The sequence below is a fragment of the Alicyclobacillus kakegawensis NBRC 103104 genome (assembly GCF_001552655.1).
Lineage (GTDB): Bacteria > Bacillota > Bacilli > Alicyclobacillales > Alicyclobacillaceae > Alicyclobacillus_G > Alicyclobacillus_G kakegawensis.
The window spans coordinates 313,541-332,042 of record NZ_BCRP01000001.1 but is presented as its reverse complement, the minus strand read 5'-3'; the positions used below and the strand labels follow the sequence as shown (position 1 = coordinate 332,042).

Sequence of the window (18,502 nt, the reverse complement as noted above, 5' to 3'; positions counted from 1 at the left end):
CCCCGATGCATCGCCCGGGCGGATCGCAAAAACAGGACCCAAAACGCCCATGGCCGCGTGCACCAGACAGAGCGCGGGAGAACTCGGCTCCCGCGCGCGACGCGTACACACACGCACCAACGGTCGGCTCAATCCCGCCGCAGCACCGCGTTGAACACCAAAAACGCCAGGCCGACCAGCACGAAAAAGCCGATGAACATGCCACCCTGCTCAACAGCAAGGCGTTCCCACCCCGTCATGCTTGCTTCGCCCCTTTCCTGCGGTCTAATCCTCATCGGAACCGGCGGCGACTCGTGCGACCGTGGCGACCTCTTCGCCCTCGGGCACATTGATGAGTTTCACGCCTTGGGTGAGGCGCCCCAGGGTCGAGATGTCCGCCACATGGATGCGAATGGTGACCCCCGCGTTGGTGATGATCATCAGGTCGTCTTCATCCTGCACCATCTTCAGACCGATGACCGCCCCATTCTTTTCGGTGCAGTTCACGGTGCGGATGCCCTTGCCGCCACGCGTCTGCACGCGATAGTCAGACACGGGCGTCTTCTTCCCGTAGCCGCGCGTAGTCACGACTAACACATCCGCGTCTTCGTCCACCACATCCATGCCGACCACCTCGTCGCCCTCGGCCAGCTGGATGCCTTTCACGCCAGTGGCGCTGCGTCCCATCGGACGGACATCTGTCTCCGTGAAGCGGATGGACATACCCTTTTGCGTCGCCAGGATGATGTCCCGCTGCCCGTCTGTCAATCGAACGCCAATCACCTTGTCGTCGTCCCGCAGGTGAATGGCAATCAATCCGGACTTACGGATGTTCTCGAATTCCTTCAGGCTCGTCTTCTTGACGATGCCCTGTTGGGTCGCAAAAAACAGGGACTTGCCGTGGGCCTCTTCCGTGTCGAGGCTGGGCATAGGTATGACCGTCGAAATCTGCTCCCCCGATTCCAGCTGCAGCAGGTTGATGATGGGAATGCCTTTCGCCTGCCGGCTGAACTCCGGGATCTCGTAGGCCTTGAGACTGTACGCCCGCCCCTTGTCGGTGAGAAACAACAGGGAATCGTGTGAGGATGTGATGAACATGTGTTCGACAAAGTCCTCTTCCCGCGTCCCCATCATCGTCATGCCCCGGCCACCGCGGCGCTGCGTGTGATAGGTGGCGACCGGCAGGCGCTTCACGTAGCCCGCGTGCGTCAGCGTCACCGCCACGTCCTGAACGGGAATCAGATCTTCTTCGTTGATCTCCCCTTCGGCGGCGACGATGCGGGTCCGCCGCTCATCCCCGTACTTGTCACGGATTTCCAGCAACTCCTGGCGGATGACGCCCAGCAGCTTCTGTTCGTCCGCGAGGATGCCCTGCAGTTCCGCAATCAACGCCAGCAGCTCCTGATACTCGTTCTCAATCTTCTCCCGCTCCAAACCGGTCAGGCGCTGCAGCCGCATGTCGAGGATGGCCTGCGCCTGCTCCTGGCTGAGTCCAAAGCGACTCATCAGACCATCACGTGCCTCTTCGGTCGTGCGGGAGCCGCGGATGAGGGCAATCACCTCGTCCAGGTGGTCGAGCGCCACCCGTAGACCTTCCAGGATGTGCGCCCGCGCCTGGGCCTTTTGCAGGTCAAACTCGATGCGCCGGCGGACCACGTCGCGCTGGTGGTCAATGTACAGGCGAATCATGTCGGCCAATCCGAGCACCTTCGGCTGGCCGTCCACCAACGCCAGATTGATGATGCCGAAGTTGGTCTGCAATCCGGTGTGCTTGAACAGGTTGTTGAGCACCACCTGCGGCCGCACGTCCCGGCGCAATTCAATCACAATGCGCATCCCGGTTCTGTCCGATTCGTCGCGCAAATCGGTGATGCCATCTATCTTCTTGTCCCTGGCCAGCTCCGCAATCTTCTCAATCAACCGGGCCTTGTTCTGCTGGTACGGGATTTCGTTGACCACGATGCGGGTCTTCCCGCCTGACATCTCCTCAAATTGCGTCGACGCGCGCACTGTGATGGATCCGCGGCCCGTGAGATACGCTTGGCGGATGCCGTCCCGCCCAAGGATGATGCCCCCCGTCGGAAAGTCGGGCCCCTTCACAGCCCGCATCAATTCCTCCAGCGTGACGTCTGGATTGTCAATCATCATCACAACGCCGTCAATCACTTCGCGCAGGTTGTGCGGCGGGATGTTGGTCGCCATGCCCACCGCAATCCCGGACGATCCGTTCACCAACAGGTTGGGGAACCGAGACGGCAGGACCAGCGGTTCTTGGTCACTCTCATCGTAGTTCGGCCCAAAATCGACCGTTTCCTTGTTGATGTCGCGCAAAAGCTCCATCGCGATGGACGACATGCGCGCTTCGGTGTAGCGCATCGCCGCCGCCGCATCGCCGTCCACCGATCCGAAGTTGCCATGCCCGTCGACCAACGGATAGCGGGTCGAAAAATCCTGCGCCAGCCGCACCAGCGCGTCGTAGACGGCGGCATCGCCGTGCGGGTGGTACTTGGCCAGCACGTCGCCGACCACGCGCGCCGACTTTTTGTGCGGCTTGTCCGGCGTCATGCCCACCTCGTACATCGCGTACAAGATGCGCCTGTGGACCGGCTTCAATCCGTCGCGCACATCCGGTATGGCCCGGCTGACAATCACGCTCATCGCATAGTCGATATACGAATTGCGGATTTCCTGGGTGATGTCGACCGGTAGGACCTTGTTCGCAAACTCCTCCGCCAAACTGTGTCACTCCTCGCCGCTTGTCCTGCCTTAGATGTCCAGGTTGCGCACGTACTTGGCGTGTTCCTCGATGAACTCTCGCCGCGGTTCCACCTTATCGCCCATCAGGGTGCTGAAAAGGACATCGGCTTCCATGGCGTCTTCCATCGTCACCTGGAGGAGCGTGCGAAATCCGGGATCCATCGTCGTCTCCCACAACTGTTCCGCGTCCATCTCGCCGAGACCTTTGTAACGCTGAACAGCAATTCCGGTACGGCCGATCTCCTGCAGCGTCGACTCCAACTCCCTGTCCGTGTACGCGTAGCGGACCGTCTTGCCCTTTTGAATCTTGTACAGAGGCGGCTGGGCGATGTAGACATACCCCGCGTCTATCAATTCACGCATAAAGCGGTAAAACAGGGTCAACAACAGCACCCGGATGTGGCTGCCGTCCACATCCGCGTCCGTCATGATGACAATTTTATGGTAACGCGCCTTGGCAATGTCAAACTCGTCTCCGATGCCCGTGCCAATCGCGGTGATGATGGATCGAATTTCGGCGTTGGACAGGATCTTGTCCAGCCGCGCCTTTTCCACGTTGATAATCTTCCCCCGCAGCGGCAGGATGGCCTGAAAGTTTCTGTCCCGCCCTTGCTTGGCCGATCCGCCCGCTGAATCGCCCTCAACGATGTACAATTCGCAGACGGACGCGTCTTTGGACGAGCAATCGGCCAGCTTGCCCGGCAACGAACTGACCTCAAGGGCGCTTTTCCGCCGCGTGACTTCGCGCGCCTTGCGGGCCGCCTCGCGTGCTCTCGCGGCCGTGATCGATTTGTCGACAATCCTGCGCGCAACCGACGGGTTCTGCTCCAAAAACGCGTAGAACTTGTCGGAGAAGAGGCCATCGACGATGCCGCGCACCTCGCTGTTGCCCAGCTTGGTCTTCGTCTGGCCCTCGAACTGCGGATCGGGAACTTTAACGCTGACAATCGCCGTCAGCCCTTCCCGGACATCATCTCCGGTCAGGTTGCTCTCGTTGTCCTTCAGCAGATTCATCTTGCGTGCGTAGTCGTTGATCACGCGGGTGAGCGCCGCCTTGAAGCCGGCCTCGTGGCTTCCGCCCTCGTGCGTGTGAATGTTGTTGGCAAACGAATACAGGACCGCCGCGTACCCGTCGTTGTACTGGAGAGCAATCTCCACCGACACGTCCTGGCGGACACCTTTGACAAACACCGGGTCTTCGTGCAGCACGTCCTTGGACTTGTTGAGAAACCGGACAAACTCCGAGACTCCGCCGGAGTAGCAATATGTACGGGACTTGCCCTCGCACTCGTCGTTGTACACAATCTCCAACCCGGCGTTCAGAAACGCCAACTCGCGCAAGCGCCCTTGGAGAATGTCCGATTGAAACTCTGTGGTCTCCGTGAAAATCTCCGGGTCAGGCCGAAAGGACACAATCGTCCCCGTGTGATCCGTTGTGCCAACCACCTTCAAATCGTACAACGGCACGCCCCGTTCATACTCCTGCACGTGAACCTTGCCATCTCGGTGCACTTCGACGCGCAGCCACTCCGACAGGGCGTTGACCACCGACGCGCCCACGCCGTGCAGACCGCCGCTCACTTTGTAGCCGCTGCCGCCAAACTTGCCGCCAGCGTGCAGCACGGTCAGCGCCGTCTCCACCGCGGGGCGGCCGGTTTGGGGGTGAATGCCCACAGGAAACCCGGCACCGTTGTCTTCTACGGTGATACTGTTATCGGCGTGCACCGTCACGACAATCCGCGTGCACCGACCCGCCAACGCCTCGTCCACGGAATTATCTACGATTTCCCAGACCAAATGGTGTAAACCCCGAGAACTGGTGGATCCGATATACATTCCGGGACGTTTGCGGACCGCCTCCAGTCCTTCCAGGACTTGAATTTGCGATTCGTCATACGTCTGTTCCGGCAAACGAGTCCCCTCCGTCCAACTGTCCTGCCCGCTTTTTTAAGGTCAAGGAGGATATGGGTGAAACATACACGGTATCTGCGGTGACGATGCAGGATTTCACCTCGCCGACCGCCTCGTCCTCAGCCGCGGCGAGCGAGACCGGCAGACTCTCCATGAGGTTGGAGGTCTGTGCGTTGAAGATGCCAACCACGTCGCGCAGGCGCACCATGGTGTCGCTCCCGATGTGCAGGAACATGAAAAAAGCACCTACCCCTCCATCTGTATTATACCAGAACGAACATGAAACAAACGTGAACGTCCGGTGAGCTTCTCGGCCAGTTGGTAGAGGCCGGTGCTGGTGACCAGGGTTTGCACCTTGTCGCTCATGGACAACAGAAGCTGCCGCTGCCGGTTATCGTCGAGCTCCGAGAGCACGTCGTCGAGCAGCAGCACCGGATACTCCCCCACTTCCCGCCGAATCAGCTCAATCTCGGCCAAACGCAACGACAGGGCAATGGTCCGCTGCTGACCTTGGCTGGCGTGGGCCTGTACCGGGCGGTCGTCGAGCAGCAGCACCAAGTCGTCCCGGTGCGGGCCGACGCTCGTGTAACCAAGTTGGGCGTCACCGCGGACCCGGGCTACCAGTTGCTCATGAAAAGCGCTGGCAAGGGCGCCAGCATCCAGTGCCCCCTCCTGTTCACCGCCAAGATGCGCATGCCCCTGCAGAGCGGGCTGATAACGAATCTCCAACTGCTCGCGGCCGGAGGAGATGCTGGCGTAGATTTCCCGCGCAATGTCGCGCAGAAGACTGACGAAGCGATGGCGGCGGAGCATCACCTCGGTACCGTGTTCGACGAGCGGATCGTCAAAGGCAAGGATGGAATCGACATCCAAGGCCGGCCGCTTCAACAAGTGATTGCGCTGCTGAAGGGTGCGGTGGTACAGGCTCAGGTGATGCAGGTAACGGGCATGGGTCTGCCCCAGTTCCATGTCGATGAAACGGCGGCGAACGGCCGGACCGCCCTTGACCAGCTGCAGGTCTTCCGGTGCAAACAGGACAACCTGGAAGCGCCCGACGAAGTCGCTCATCCGCGATTGCAGGACGCCGTTGACCTGGGCCTTCTTGCCGTACCGGCCAAACTCCAGGTGCAACTTCAAAGGCCTTGACTGCTGGGCGACAACGGCGGCCAACTCGGTGCGCTCCGCGCCGTGGCGGATGAGATCCCCGTCGCGGCTGGTGCGGTGCGATTTGCCTACGGCGAGAAGGTAAATCGCCTCCAGGACGTTGGTCTTGCCCTGCCCGTTTTCGCCCAGCAGCACATTGACACCCGGAGAAAACTCCAGTTGCTGCCGGGTGTAGTTGCGAAAGTCGGACAGAGTCAGCTGTTCAATCACCATGATGGGCCGATTCCTCAATCACGTACACTTGGCCGGCCACCTGCACCCGGTCCCCCGGACGCAATTTGCGGCCCCGCCGCTGCTCGCGCTCCCCGTTGACGAGCACCGGAACTTCCTGCAGGAAGACCTTCGCCTGGCCGCCGGTGGCGATGGCCTGGACGCGTTTGAGCAGTTGGCTCAGGGTGATGTAGTCCGTTTCGAGACGGACGCGGGACATTTCTCTCACCTCGTCAGCATGGGCGAAATCAGCTGCAGACCATCATCCTGCCCCTGCCTGCGAATGACAAACGGCTGTTGGGACCCGTTGAACTGCACCTGCACCTCCGGTGTCTCGCACACCCGGAGGGCGTCAAGGACGTAGCGGGCGTTGAAGGCGATGGTGAGGTCCTCCCCTTCTTTGGCCACAATCGGGAGGCTCTCCGAGACGTTGCCGACCTCGGGCGAACTGGATGCGATGGTCAGAGAGTCATCGCTGACGCTGAGGCGCACCATGTGGTTTTCGCGTACCGGCGCAATCAGGGCGGCACGATCCACCGCGTTCGTCAAAAGTTCCGCATCGACGACCACCTGTGTGCGGTGGTCGCTGGGAATGATGCGGCTGGTGTCAGGATACGCACCATCGATAAGCCGCGTGTAAAACAGAGTGGTGGCCTGCGCGAACAGGCAATGGCTGTTCGTGAACTGGACGGTGACGGGCAATTGTTCGTCGGGCAGGATTTTCAGCAACTCAAGCAAAGACTTCCCCGGAATGACGGCATCCCATTCCGTCGCCTGGGCCGTCGTGTGCTTGACGCTGCGGGTGGCCAGGCGCAGGCCGTCAGTGGCGGTGAAGGTGAGGGTGTCGGCAACCGACTGGACGTGGATGCCCGTCAACGTCGGCCTTACCTCCGTATTGGCCGTGGCGAAGACGGTGGATTTGATAAGAGCGGATAACAAATCGCTTGTAACGGTCAATGAGGCCGCGCCCAGGAAAGCCGGCAAGCGAGGGAATTCGGCCGCGTCGATGCCGTGCAGATGAAACTCGACCTGATCCGAGCGAATGGCCGTCATATAGTTGTGCGTGGTCTCGATGGTCACCGGGCGGGCCGGCAGTTTGCGGACCGCGTCGAGAAAGTACCGGGCCGGCAGCACAATGGCGCCTGGTTCGTCGATGTGAATTTTGGTCTCCTCATCCGTCCAGTTCTGAATCCCCAGTTCCAGATCATAGGCTGTGGCAGTGAGGCGTTCGGCGGATGCTTCCAAGAGAATTCCGGTCAAGACCTGCCGCGGGGAGCGGACGGCGACCGCCTTGGATACCGTGCTGAGCATGTGCAGGAGGTCCTGCTGCGAAATGGTGAGTTTCATCCGGTGCTCCAACTCCTTCTCCGTCCCGTGTCTCGCGTCTGGCGTGACTTGGCGCTGTAGGTAGTAGGTGTATAGAGTAGATCAAGTCACTAGTAGTAATCGTAATAGTTCCGGTGAATATGTGGATAAGTGCATGAAATACTTTTCTGGCAAGAAAAATGCCTGTGTATAACATGTGGACAAATGACGGTGTAAAGTGTGAGGTTGTCCACATGTGGAAAAGCTGCCTGTGCAGAGACCATCGACGGATTCGCCGCTGATCATCCGCACAGGGTGCGAATGGCCTCCGCCAGCCGGTTGACCGTGGTCTGGAGACTGGGATCCCGCTGAAGACTTTGGCTGATACGGTCACAGGCGTGCAGCACCGTGGTGTGGTCGCGGCCACCGAACTCCTCGCCGATGCGCGGCAGCGACAGTTCCGTCAGCTCGCGCGCCAAGTACATGGCCAGCTGGCGTGGCAGCACGACATTCTTGGTGCGCCGCTTGGCTTTCAGTTCATCGACCTTGAGGCCGAAATGATCGCCAACCACCTTTTGGATCTGCGCGACAGTGATGGTGCGCTGCTTGTCCGGACGGATCATGTCCTTGAGCGCTTGTTCTGCCAATTCGACGGTGATGTCCTGATTGACCAGCGACGAGTACGCGATGACCCGAATCAGGGCGCCCTCCAGCTCGCGGATGTTGGAGTCGAACTGGGTGGCGATGTAGTAGTACACGTCGCTCGAGATGTGCAGGCCATCGGCTTTCGCTTTGCGCTGCAGGATGGCGACGCGGGTCTCCAGGTCAGGTGTCTGGATGTCCGTCAGCAGGCCCCACTCGAAACGCGAGCGCAACCGGTCTTCCAGGGTCTGAATCTCTTTGGGCGGCCGGTCACTGGAGATGACAATCTGTTTGCCGTTTTCGTGCAGGGTGTTGAAGGTGTGGAAGAACTCTTCTTGTATTCCTTCTTTCTTCGCCAGGAATTGAATATCGTCAATCAACAGGACGTCGATGGAGCGATAGTGGTTGCGAAAGTCCCGGGTTGTGTTGTCGCGGATGGCGTGGATGAAGTCGTTGGTGAACCGCTCCGACGTGATGTACAGCACCTTGGCGTGCGGGTGGTTCTGCTGCACGAAGTGGCCAATGGCGTGCATCAGGTGGGTCTTACCCAGACCCACACCGCCGTAGATGAAGAGCGGGTTGTAAGCGTTTGCGGGCGCTTCAGCGACGGCCAGGCAGGCGGCGTGCGCAAACCGGTTGCTGGCTCCGATGACAAACGTCTCAAAGGTGTAGCGCGGGTTTAGGCGAGAGGGTTCGGAGCTGGAAAACGTGTCTTCTTCTTCCTCCGCAGGTAGGATGGTTTGCCTCTGGCGGGCTTCCATTGCTGGCAAATCCGGGTTGGTGGTGAAGCGCAGCATGAAGTCCTGACCGGTGGCGGCCAGCAGCAGGTCGTGAATCTGGGCGGTGTAACGCTGTTCCAGCCAGCTGCGGGAAATTTCAGTTGGGCAGAGCACCGTGATGAGGTTCTTTTCCTCGTTGTAGTCGATGATCTGCGTCTCGCCGAACCACGTGTCGTAGCTGGGGCCGCTCATGGTGGACTGCATGTGCTCCAGAACGTGCTCCCAGGCGCGATTGAAAAAGAGGGCATCGTACTCGGAACTCATCGACGCGAGAAACCTCCCCTTGCGGATTGACCAAGAGAAATACCGGTGGGAATGAGAAAAGGCGAAGCATGCGGTTGTGGATTTCGGTGCCCACTTGTCAACAGGTTGGCTAGTGTGAACAAACTTATCCACAGGGTGTGCATAAGTTTGTGGATAAAGTTCAGTTATACACAAGTCCGCTACGCGTGGCACCGCAGATTATAGCAGAGCTTGTCGAGGAAAGGCAATCGTGGTCGAGAACTTATCCACAAGGTGAACAGTATGCACGGGGTCTTCCGCACAGGGTGTGGGGATGTGGATAAGATGTGGACAGGTTGTGAATGGAGGGGGAAAAACGAAATAGGCGAAATAGCGAGTTGTGGATAATTCTGTGGATAAGGCGGATAAGACGGGGGCCTGGGGAGAGGGGATTGCGAAACGGCCGGGCGGGGCGTGCCTGGACCGGGATTAGGGCCACAGGCGTAGGAGAAGCGGGGTGAGGAGCACGCCGAGGAGAGCCGCGAGAACCATGGCGAGGGTGGAGGCGGTGCCCGCTTCCAGACCGAAAGCGAACGCCCGGTTGGTGCCAATGCCGTGTGCGCCCATCCCCATCAGGATGCCCTGGCCGATGGGGGAGCGAATGCGCAGGATGCGAATCAGCCACGGGCCGACGGTGGCCCCGAGGATGCCGGTCCAAAGGACGAATACAGAAGTCAGGACCGGGTTGCCGCCGATGGCCTGGGATATCTGCATGGCTATCGGAGTCGTGACAGACCTGGGCGCCAGACTGAGGGCCACCGTGCGCCCGAGGTGGGCCGCCTGGGCGAGGCCAAAGGAGGACCAGATGGCGCTCACGCTGCCGGCTGCGAGGGCGCACGCGATGGGCGCGGCGCAGCGCAGGAGCAGCCGTCGGTGGCGATACAAAGGGATTGCGAAAGCGACGGTCGCGGGCTGAAGAAAGGCTGTCAACCAGTGGGCGCCCGCGATGTAACGGGGATAGGGCACCCCCGCCGTCACCAGGATGAGGATGAGCGCGCCCGGGCAGGTCAACATCGGCGACAGAACGGTCAGCGGCCAGCGCATATAGAGCCGCCGGCACAGGAAATACAGAGCGACGGTCAGTGCGAGATAAAGGATTCCGGTCATGGCTGCCTTCCTTCCTTTTCGGGTGGAGTCTTTGCAGCGGTCTCTGTGGGCGGGGTGGACCGTCGCAAGGAATTGGAGCGCGCCGCCAGGATTGATTCGGCGGCAGATCCGGCAACGGGTAATCCGGCCGGGTGGGGAACGCGCTCGGCGATCAGACCGGACAGGCCCATCACGAGCAGCGTGCCGATGGCCATGACCGCGAACAAGCGCCAGCCATCCGCCCAGACCAAATGCCGGTACTGGATAACGCCGACAGCCGATGGAACGAAGAACAACAAGAGCTGGGCGAGCAGCCAATTGGCCCCCTGTTCGAACCAAGCCAGGCGGACGACGCGCAGGGACAGCAACAGAAACAACAGCAGGCAGCCGACCATGCTGCCCGGCAGAGGAATGTGCAGGTACGCGACAAGCAGGTTGGAGACTCCGTCGATGGCCCACAGCGCGGCCACCTGCAAACCTATGGTGGCCGCACGCAGTGCAATGCGCATAGGCGATTTCCCTCCTCAAGGCGGCATGTTGCGTGTGCAAGCGCGGTTGCATGTTGGTTGAATGATGAAAACGCCGCCCAGCGGGAAACACGGCGGCTTCACGGGAAAATCTAACGCAGCTGCCACCATTCGTCCAATATATAATGGATGTGACTTTGATTCGAATTACGAATGATTGCAGGGGATGCAGCGTGGAACTTCGTCACTTGGAATATTTCCTCGCCGTTGCGGAGGAGCGTCACTTTGGCCGGGCGGCGCAGCGGCTGTGCATGACGCAACCGCCGCTAAGCCAGCAGATCCGCCAGTTGGAGCGGGAGGTGGGGGCGCCGCTTTTCCTGCGCGGCCACCGTGGCGTCGAGCTGACGGCCGCTGGCCAGGTGATGGTAGAGGAGGCGCGTAAGGTGATTGCCGCGGCCCGTCACGCGCTGGAATCGGCGCGGCGCGCCGGGCGTGGCGAGATTGGCCGGTTGTCGGTGGGATTCGTCGGTTCGGCGACGTACGACATCCTGCCGGCGGTCCTGCGCGAATACAGCGCGCGGCATCCGGGTGTGGCGGTATCCCTGTTCGAGTTGTCCACCCCTGATCAAGAACAGGCGCTATCACGCGGAGTGATTGACGTTGGGTTGGTGCGGCCCCCGCTTGGCTCGCGGGGGCTGGTGGTGGAGGTGGTGCAGGAATCTGATTGCGTGCTGGCGGTGCCCCGCCAGCACGCGTTGGCGCAGGCGCCGCTCATCCGGCTGTCCGACCTGAAAGACGTCGCTCTGGTGGCCTTGGCCCGCAGCACCTGGGAGGGGTTGTACGACGCTGTGATTGGGCTGTGCCGCGACGCCGGCTTCAGCCCGGCCATCCGGCAGGAGGCCAAGGAGTTCCAGACGGTGATTGGTCTGGTGGCCGGGGGTCTCGGTGTGGCCTTTGTGCCCCGATCCGCTCGCAACCTGCACGCGCGCGAAGTGATCTATCGGGAGTTGTCCGGTCCGGCGCCCAGAGCGGCGATGGGGCTGGCGTGGCGGCGGGGAGACGAGTCGCCGAGCGTGCGCGCGTTTATCGAGGTGGCGCGGGCGGTGGGACGGACGGACCGCTTGGGTTGACAGAAGGGAATGCACATCGGTATAATTTTGCGCAGTGTGTCTTTGCAAAAGGGGGTGGCTTGGGTGAAGCCGACCTACAATCCCAATGTACGCAAGCGCAAAAAGGTGCACGGGTTCCGCAAGCGGATGAGCACGAAAAATGGCCGCAAGGTGCTGGCGGCTCGGCGTCGCAAGGGAAGAAAGGTTTTGTCCGCATGAGGCCACCGAGGTGGCCTTTTTTGTTGACGAGCTGACTTTCGGGCGGATGGTGCAGGAGAGGAGCGCCGGCGGCCCAAGCGAGGCGGATGTGGCGTGGATGCGGTGCATCGGTTAAAACAAAATCGCGACTTTCGCCGTGTGTTCAACCGTGGCCGTTCTGCCGCGGCGCGCCGCCTGGTGGTATACTGGTGTCCAAACCGGCTGGGCACATTCCGGGTGGGTTTTTCGGTGAGCAAGAAGGTCGGAAAGGCGGTCGAACGCAACCGGCTCAAGCGCCTCTTGCGCGAGTGCTTTCAACTCCGCCAGGAAGAGTTGGCGGGGCAGAGCGTGGACTTTGTCGTGGTGTGCCGTCCTGCCGCTGCTGGCGCCAAATTCCAAGAACTGAACGAAGAATTGACGAAGTTGCTCCGCAAGGGCAAGTTCATGGTATGATGAGGCTGAACAAGCTGGGGGTTGCCAACCAGTGAAAACGTTGTTGGTTGCGCTGATTCGATGCTACCAAGCCGTGATCTCCCCATTGTTGCCGGCGCGCTGCCGTTTTTATCCAACGTGTTCCGAGTACTGCGCAGAATCAATAGCCCGATTTGGGGTGGTTCGAGGCGGCTGGTTGTGTGCCATTCGCCTGGCCAAATGCGGACCGTGGCATCCTGGCGGGATTGATCCAGTTCCGACACGGAAATAGGAGGACGTGTGGTTGGCTCAAACGTCGCATTCGCATCGTAAATGGCTGTGGTTGACAAGCGGATTGCTCGTGCTGCTGGTCTCTGGCTGCGGCATGTACCCGAGCGCTCCGGGCAAGTGGCCGCAGGGGGCGTGGGGGGACATCCTGCAATTCGTCTCCCACCTTCTGGACATCTTCGCCCAGTTTTTCGGCGGCGACTACGGCCTGGCGCTGCTGGTTCTGACGGTATTGGTGCGGCTCTTGATTATGCCGTTTTTCCTCAAGCAGCTTCGTTATTCCAAGGCGATGCAGCAGATGCAGCCCGAAATGGCGAAGATCCGGGACAAGTACCGGAATGACCCGCAGAAAATGCAACAGGAGATGCAAAAGCTGTGGCAGCAGGCGGGGGTCAATCCGATGGCCGGGTGTTTGCCGATGGTCCTGCAACTGCCCGTGCTCTACGCGCTGTTTGGGGCGATTGAAGGCAATGTGAACATGAGCCACAGCACGTTCCTCGGTATTTTTCAGCTGGGGCAGCCGGACCACTACTTTATTTTGCCGTTTGTCGCAGCGGTCACAACGTTTTTGTCGTCGCGGGTGATGATGATAGGGCAGGACATGCAGCAGAAGTGGATGCTGTTTGTGATGCCGGTGTTCATCTTCCTGATGGCCACCCGTTTTGCTTCCGGCCTGGCGCTGTACTGGGTGTACACCAACCTGTTTACGGCGGTGCAGGCGTATTTTGTGCGGGTGAGGCCGCAGGCGAAGTCCCAGCCCGCGGCGGCGACGGCCGGCGGCGCGGGAGCGGTGGCGCCAGAGACAAAGCAGCCCAAGGCCAAGCAGGCGAAAAAGAAGGCCGGGGATGCGGAGGCCGCTAATCCAGGCGGATTGACAACCGAGAAGAAACCGCAGACGCAGAAAAAGTCCGCAAAGTCGGGGAAGACCGGCAAAAACCGGAGATAGGATGGATATATTTTTGTGAGGGGATTTCCAGACGATGAAGCGGGTTATTGCGACGGGGCGGACGGTGGAGGACGCCATTGCTTCCGCGTTGGTGCGGTTGGGTGCCACCCGTGAACAGGCGCGGGTGAAGGTTCTCGCAGAGCCGGTAAGGGGTTTGTTTGGTTGGTTTGGCGCCCGCGATGCCGAGGTGGAGGTGACAGTGGCCTCGCCGCCGGAAGAAGAGGCGGTGGAGTTTCTCACCGAGGTTCTGGAGAAGATGGGCGTATCGGGCAGCGCTCGTGTGCGCCGCGGCAGGGACCGGAAACCCGGAGGCCACGGGGATTGGCGTGATCGGCCGGGGCGGGACGAGGTCATCGAGTTGGAGCTGGTCTGCACAGAGAGGGACCTGCCCGTGGTGATTGGACGCCACGGCAGCACGTTGGACGCGCTGCAGGCCCTGGTCAACGCGGTAGTGAACCAACGCAGCGAACGGCGGGTGAGGCTTGTCCTCGATGCAGGCGGCTACCGGCGTCGGCGTCAGGAACAGCTCTTGCAGGCGGCGGACAGGGCCGCGGCCAAGGCGCTGCGGACACGCCAGCCCGTGTCTTTGTGGCCGATGCCGGCGCCCGAGCGAAAGCTGGTGCACACGCGCTTGCAGCGGCGGGGCGACGTGCGCACGGTCAGTGAAGGGGAGGATCCGCACCGGAAAGTGGTGGTCATTCCGCTCAAACTGCCGACGCGGGTATGGCCGGCGGCGGATTCGACATCGGCGACCAAAGAGTGACGCGGCCGCAGACGATGAGCGGCCGGCGTGTGGATAAATGGAAAGGCGGCCCTTCTCGTGCTGGGAGAAGGGTTTTGTTCGTAGATGGCTTGCGGAGGGGGTGTGGTTGTGGAGACGGATACGATTGCCGCGATTGCCACCGCTCCCGGTGAGGCGGCGGTTGGCATTGTGCGCGTGAGCGGGCCGGATGCGCGGCGCATTGCCGATGGCGTTGTGCGCACGCCCAGCGGGCGGAAGGTTCTGTGGCGGGAGAAGGCCCTGGTCTACGGGCGGGTGGTCCACCCCCAATCGGGGGAGACGGTGGACGAGGCTATCATCTTGTGGATGCCGGGACCGAAGAGTTACACGGCGGAAGACGTGCTGGAGCTTCAGGTGCATGGCGGGATGCGCCTGGTGCAGAGTGTGCTGGGGTGCGTCCTCGACGCCGGAGCGCGCCTGGCCGAGCCTGGCGAGTTTACGCGCCGCGCGTTTGTGAACGGGCGGATTGACTTGTCGCAGGCGGAGGCAGTCATGGATCTCATCCGATCGAAGACGGAGCGCGCCTCCAGATCCGCTTTGCAGCAGGTGCGTGGCCGGTTGGGCGACAAAGTGCGCGACCTGCGGCAGCGGCTGCTGCGGCTGCAGGCGCAGGTGGAAGTGACGATTGATTACCCGGAGCACGACGTGGAGGATGTGGCGGCCCAACAGGTGTGGGAGACGGGGCAGCAGGTCCTGGCCGAGCTGGATGAGCTGTTGGCCGCATCCCGCTTGGGCCAGGTGCTGCGCGACGGGCTGTCGACCGCGATTGTGGGCCGGCCGAACGTCGGCAAATCGTCGTTGATGAACGCGCTCCTGCAACGGGAAAGGGCCATCGTCACGGACATTCCGGGCACCACGCGGGATGTGTTGGAGGACTACGTGAACGTGCGCGGGATACCGTTTCGCCTCCTGGATACGGCCGGCATCCGCGAGACCGGGGACGTGGTGGAGCGCATCGGCGTGGAAAGGTCGCGGCAAAGCCTCCAGGAAGCCGAGTTGGTGCTGTTGGTTCTGGACGCCTCGGAGCCGTTGACGGAGGCGGACAGGCAACTGCTGGCGGAGACGGCCGGATTGCGCCGCATCGTGGTCTTGAACAAGGCCGATCTGCCGCTTTGCATCCATCCTGACGAGGTGGCTCAGGCGGTGGCCGGCGGCCGTGTGGTGAAGGTGTCGGCGCGCGAGCTGCAAGGCATGGCGGATTTGGCGGAGGCGATGGCTGAAGCGGCCGGTTGGGGCAGCGCCGAGGACTTGACCTACATGACCAACGAACGCCAGTCGCGGCTTTTGCGGTCCGCCCGGGAGGAGCTGCAGGCGGCGGTAGACGCGGCCCGGATGGGGGCGACGCTGGATGTTGTGGCAGTGCAGCTGCAAGCGGCCTACGCAGAGCTCGGGTTGGTGATTGGCGAAGAGGTCGGCGAGGAACTGCTGGACGAGATCTTTTCCCAGTTTTGCCTCGGCAAGTGAGGCCAGTGGAAGGGGTGATTGAATGCGCTATTTCGCGGGTGAATACGAGGTGATTGTTGTCGGCGCCGGGCACGCCGGGTGCGAGGCGGCGTTGGCGGCGGCGCGGATGGGGTGCCGGACGCTGCTGTTGACCATCAACCTGGACACGATAGCGTACATGCCGTGCAATCCGTCCATCGGCGGCCCGGCCAAGGGCATCGTGGTGCGCGAAATCGACGCCTTGGGCGGGGAGATGGCGCGCAACATCGACCACACTTACATCCAGATGCGGATGCTCAACACCGGCAAAGGGCCGGCGGTGCAGGCGCTGCGGGCGCAAGCGGACAAACGCCTGTACGGAGCGTTGATGAAACATAAGTTGGAGAATCAAGCGAACCTTGACCTGAAGCAGGGAATGGTCGAAGAACTGCTGACCAAAGGGGACCGGGTGTACGCGGTGGTGACCAAGACCGGCGCCGAGTACCGCGCCAAGGCGGTGGTGCTGACCACCGGCACTTACCTGCGGGGCCGGGTGTTCATCGGCGAGGTCTCGTATGACAGCGGCCCGTATGGGCAGATGCCGGCAGTCAAGCTCACCGACAGCCTGCTGGACATCGGATTTGAGCTGGTCCGTTTCAAGACCGGCACGCCGCCGCGCATCAATCGCAATTCCATCCGTTTCGACGCCTTAGAGGAGCAGCCTGGGGACGAACACCCGGGTCACTTCTCCTTCGACGTGGATGTCCCGGAGCGACCGCAGGTGTCGTGTTGGTTGACGTACACCAACGAGTACTCCCATTCCATCATCCTTGAGAACCTGGACCGGGCACCGATGTATTCTGGGGAGATCAAGGGCACAGGCCCACGGTATTGCCCGTCGATTGAAGACAAGGTGGTGCGTTTTCGCGACCGTCCGAGCCACCAGATATTCCTCGAGCCGGAAGGGCCGGATACTGCGGAGTGGTATGTGCAAGGCCTGTCCACCAGTCTGCCGGAGGATGTGCAGCTGCGGGTGCTGCGGACGATTCCGGGGCTGGAGCAGGTGGAGATGCTGCGGCCCGGTTACGCCATTGAATACGATGTCATCGTCCCGACCCAATTGTGGCCGACACTGGAATCCAAATTGGTGGAGGGATTGTTCACCGCCGGCCAACTGAACGGCACGTCGGGCTACGAGGAAGCGGCCGGGCAGGGAATTGTGGCGGGCATCAACGCGGCCCGCAAAGCGCAGGGCGAGGCGCCGATTGTGCTGGCGAGGTCTGACGCGTACATCGGCGTGATGATTGACGATCTGGTGACCAAGGGTACCAAAGAGCCGTACCGTCTGCTCACCTCACGCGCCGAATACCGGCTGCTGCTGCGTCACGACAATGCCGATTTGCGATTGATGGAGATTGGGCGGCAGGCGGGGCTATTGGCGCCGGAGAAGTATGAGCGGATGATGGAGAAAAAGCGGGCGGTGGCGGCGGAGTTGGAACGGCTGGCAAACACGCGGGTGCGGCCGGAGGTGGCCAACCCCGTTCTGGCCGCGGCCGGATCGCGCCCAATTGCGGACGCGGTGAGCTTGGAGCAGCTGTTGCGCCGGCCGGAGGTCGAGTACGCCCACATCGAGCAGATGGAAGGAGAGGCACAGACGCCCCGGCTGCCGCAAGAGGTGCGGGAGCAGGTCGAAATCCAGGTCAAATACAGCGGGTACATTCAAAAGCAGCTGCAGGACATCGAACGCCTGAAGCGTCTGGAAGAAAAGTCAATCCCATCCTCACTGAACTACGAGGCGGTGCGCGGGTTGTCGTCGGAGGGCCGGGAGAAATTGATGCAGGTGCGCCCGATGACGGTTGGGCAGGCGGCGCGGATTCCTGGGGTGACTCCGGCCGACATTTCCATCCTGCTGGTGCATCTGCAGCAGGCGCGGGGCAAGGCTGTCAATGACTGACGCGCGGATGCGCTTGGAGGCGCAGTGGTCACAGGCGCAGCGAGCGGCGTTTGCCCGCTATTTTGAGCTGCTGGCCGAGTGGAACGAAAGGATGAACCTGACGGCGGTGACGGAAGAGGCGGAGGTATACGTCAAGCACTTCTGGGACAGTCTCGCCGTTTTGGGTGTGCCGGAGTTTTCGGAGGCGCTCATGGGCGCGGGGAACATCGCCGACGTGGGCACCGGGGCGGGTTTTCCGGGGCTGCCGCTGGCAATTTGCCGGCCGCAGGCGAGGGTGGTTCTGATGGACGCGCTGCAGAAGCGGACGAAATTCCTGCAGGTGGTGGTGGACGAGCTGGGGTTGTCCAACGTCGAGGTGGTGCACGGGCGGGTTGAAGACCTGGCGCGCGCGCGTGCGTGGCGTCAGCGCTTTGACGTGGTGGTGTCGCGAGCGGTGGCTCGGTTGAACGTGTTGCTGGAGCTGACGGTCCCCTTGGCCCGCCGAGGTGGCCTGGTGGTGGCGTACAAAGGGCCGCAGGTGGACGAGGAGCTGGCCGATGGGCGGCGAGCGGCGGGAAAACTCGCGGCGAAGGTGGAGCGCGTGGTGCGCGCCGAGCTGCCGGAAGGGGCAGGGGAACGGGCGCTGGTGCTGGTGCGCGTGTTGGGCCAGGTGGCGCCCTCCTATCCGCGCAAGGCGGGAACACCCCAACGGCGGCCGCTCTGAGGGGTATGGAGTGTCGGATGCTGGCGCTTGCCGGCAACCTTTGTCGAGGGGCAGGAATTTGGCTGCGGCCGTGGAAATGGTGGTAGAGACACTGGTGTGGGGCGACTT

Annotated in this window: 18 protein-coding genes; 9 read left to right on the top strand and 9 right to left on the bottom strand. The window is 61.7% G+C overall.

All coding sequences use genetic code 11. The features are described from left to right. Positions 1-264: 264 nt before the first annotated feature. From gyrA to AK2_RS01540, 9 genes are all read right to left on the bottom strand, one after another. Complete coding sequence (gene gyrA, locus AK2_RS01580; RefSeq protein WP_067930459.1) at positions 265-2,715, bottom strand: DNA gyrase subunit A; 2,451 nt, start codon at positions 2,713-2,715, stop codon at positions 265-267. A gap of 30 nt (positions 2,716-2,745) precedes the next feature. After that, positions 2,746-4,647: a DNA topoisomerase (ATP-hydrolyzing) subunit B gene (gyrB, locus tag AK2_RS01575; RefSeq protein ID WP_067930456.1), complete on the bottom strand. Its 1,902-nt coding sequence runs from the start codon at positions 4,645-4,647 to the stop codon at positions 2,746-2,748. Next, positions 4,628-4,882, bottom strand: coding sequence for an extracellular matrix regulator RemB (gene remB / locus AK2_RS01570; RefSeq protein WP_067930453.1), 255 nt, complete (start codon positions 4,880-4,882; stop codon positions 4,628-4,630). The genes gyrB and remB overlap by 20 nt, the downstream gene beginning before the upstream one ends. An 11-nt stretch (positions 4,883-4,893) precedes the next feature. Beyond that, on the bottom strand, positions 4,894-6,024 hold the full coding sequence (gene recF / locus AK2_RS01565; RefSeq protein ID WP_067930450.1) for a DNA replication/repair protein RecF: 1,131 nt from the start codon (positions 6,022-6,024) through the stop codon (positions 4,894-4,896). Next, complete coding sequence (gene yaaA / locus AK2_RS01560; protein WP_067926086.1) at positions 6,014-6,241, bottom strand: S4 domain-containing protein YaaA; 228 nt, start codon at positions 6,239-6,241, stop codon at positions 6,014-6,016. Before yaaA ends, recF begins: the two co-directional genes overlap by 11 nt. Positions 6,242-6,246: 5 nt before the next feature. Then, entirely contained in the window at positions 6,247-7,368 is a 1,122-nt protein-coding gene (gene dnaN, locus AK2_RS01555; RefSeq protein ID WP_067930447.1) for a DNA polymerase III subunit beta, read from the bottom strand. A 260-nt stretch (positions 7,369-7,628) separates the two neighbouring features. Further along, complete coding sequence (dnaA, locus tag AK2_RS01550) at positions 7,629-9,011, bottom strand: chromosomal replication initiator protein DnaA (protein WP_067930444.1); 1,383 nt, start codon at positions 9,009-9,011, stop codon at positions 7,629-7,631. A gap of 447 nt (positions 9,012-9,458) precedes the next feature. After that, positions 9,459-10,136: an LrgB family protein gene (locus tag AK2_RS01545; protein ID WP_083520727.1), complete on the bottom strand. Its 678-nt coding sequence runs from the start codon at positions 10,134-10,136 to the stop codon at positions 9,459-9,461. Then, positions 10,133-10,624 (bottom strand): CidA/LrgA family protein, encoded by a 492-nt coding sequence (locus AK2_RS01540; RefSeq protein ID WP_083520726.1) that lies wholly within the window; start codon positions 10,622-10,624, stop codon positions 10,133-10,135. The genes AK2_RS01545 and AK2_RS01540 overlap by 4 nt, the downstream gene beginning before the upstream one ends. A gap of 191 nt (positions 10,625-10,815) precedes the next feature. Between AK2_RS01540 and AK2_RS01535 the strand changes: the two genes are divergently transcribed. From AK2_RS01535 to rsmG, 9 genes are all read left to right on the top strand, one after another. Then, entirely contained in the window at positions 10,816-11,712 is an 897-nt protein-coding gene (locus tag AK2_RS01535) for a LysR family transcriptional regulator (RefSeq protein WP_067930441.1), read from the top strand. A 63-nt stretch (positions 11,713-11,775) separates the two neighbouring features. Then, positions 11,776-11,910, top strand: coding sequence for a 50S ribosomal protein L34 (rpmH, locus tag AK2_RS01530; protein ID WP_026962695.1), 135 nt, complete (start codon positions 11,776-11,778; stop codon positions 11,908-11,910). A gap of 93 nt (positions 11,911-12,003) precedes the next feature. Beyond that, positions 12,004-12,342 (top strand): ribonuclease P protein component, encoded by a 339-nt coding sequence (rnpA, locus tag AK2_RS01525; RefSeq protein ID WP_067930438.1) that lies wholly within the window; start codon positions 12,004-12,006, stop codon positions 12,340-12,342. Positions 12,343-12,373: 31 nt separating this feature from the next. Continuing rightward, positions 12,374-12,592 carry a membrane protein insertion efficiency factor YidD gene (gene yidD, locus AK2_RS16310; RefSeq protein WP_083520725.1) on the top strand — a complete coding sequence of 73 codons (219 nt, stop codon included), beginning with the start codon at positions 12,374-12,376 and terminating at the stop codon, positions 12,590-12,592. Positions 12,593-12,604: 12 nt separating this feature from the next. Further along, a complete protein-coding gene (locus tag AK2_RS01520) occupies positions 12,605-13,534 on the top strand; it encodes a YidC/Oxa1 family membrane protein insertase (protein ID WP_067930433.1) in 930 nt (309 codons plus the stop codon). 34 nt (positions 13,535-13,568) lie between these two features. Next, complete coding sequence (locus AK2_RS01515) at positions 13,569-14,297, top strand: Jag family protein (RefSeq protein ID WP_067930430.1); 729 nt, start codon at positions 13,569-13,571, stop codon at positions 14,295-14,297. 108 nt (positions 14,298-14,405) lie between these two features. Beyond that, the gene (gene mnmE, locus AK2_RS01510; RefSeq protein WP_067930425.1) at positions 14,406-15,779 is read left to right on the top strand and encodes a tRNA uridine-5-carboxymethylaminomethyl(34) synthesis GTPase MnmE; all 1,374 of its coding nucleotides are present in this window, start codon (positions 14,406-14,408) and stop codon (positions 15,777-15,779) included. A gap of 22 nt (positions 15,780-15,801) precedes the next feature. Next, complete coding sequence (gene mnmG / locus AK2_RS01505; RefSeq protein WP_067930422.1) at positions 15,802-17,691, top strand: tRNA uridine-5-carboxymethylaminomethyl(34) synthesis enzyme MnmG; 1,890 nt, start codon at positions 15,802-15,804, stop codon at positions 17,689-17,691. Continuing rightward, positions 17,684-18,394, top strand: a complete 711-nt coding sequence (gene rsmG / locus AK2_RS01500; RefSeq protein WP_067930419.1) for a 16S rRNA (guanine(527)-N(7))-methyltransferase RsmG — start codon at positions 17,684-17,686, stop codon at positions 18,392-18,394. Before mnmG ends, rsmG begins: the two co-directional genes overlap by 8 nt. Positions 18,395-18,502: the final 108 nt, after the last annotated feature.

Excerpts from the sequence above, each read along its gene's own strand:
- AK2_RS01515 (WP_067930430.1), top strand. The coding sequence starts at position 13,569 with ATGAAGCGGGTTATTGCGACGGGGCGGACGGTGGAGGACGCCATTGCT.
- dnaA (WP_067930444.1), bottom strand. The coding sequence starts at position 9,011 with ATGAGTTCCGAGTACGATGCCCTCTTTTTCAATCGCGCCTGGGAGCAC.
- remB (WP_067930453.1), bottom strand. The coding sequence starts at position 4,882 with ATGTTCCTGCACATCGGGAGCGACACCATGGTGCGCCTGCGCGACGTG.
- mnmG (WP_067930422.1), top strand. The coding sequence starts at position 15,802 with ATGCGCTATTTCGCGGGTGAATACGAGGTGATTGTTGTCGGCGCCGGG.
- dnaN (WP_067930447.1), bottom strand. The coding sequence starts at position 7,368 with ATGAAACTCACCATTTCGCAGCAGGACCTCCTGCACATGCTCAGCACG.
- recF (WP_067930450.1), bottom strand. The coding sequence starts at position 6,024 with ATGGTGATTGAACAGCTGACTCTGTCCGACTTTCGCAACTACACCCGG.
- yaaA (WP_067926086.1), bottom strand. The coding sequence starts at position 6,241 with ATGTCCCGCGTCCGTCTCGAAACGGACTACATCACCCTGAGCCAACTG.
- AK2_RS01540 (WP_083520726.1), bottom strand. The coding sequence starts at position 10,624 with ATGCGCATTGCACTGCGTGCGGCCACCATAGGTTTGCAGGTGGCCGCG.
- AK2_RS01545 (WP_083520727.1), bottom strand. The coding sequence starts at position 10,136 with ATGACCGGAATCCTTTATCTCGCACTGACCGTCGCTCTGTATTTCCTG.
- rsmG (WP_067930419.1), top strand. The coding sequence starts at position 17,684 with ATGACTGACGCGCGGATGCGCTTGGAGGCGCAGTGGTCACAGGCGCAG.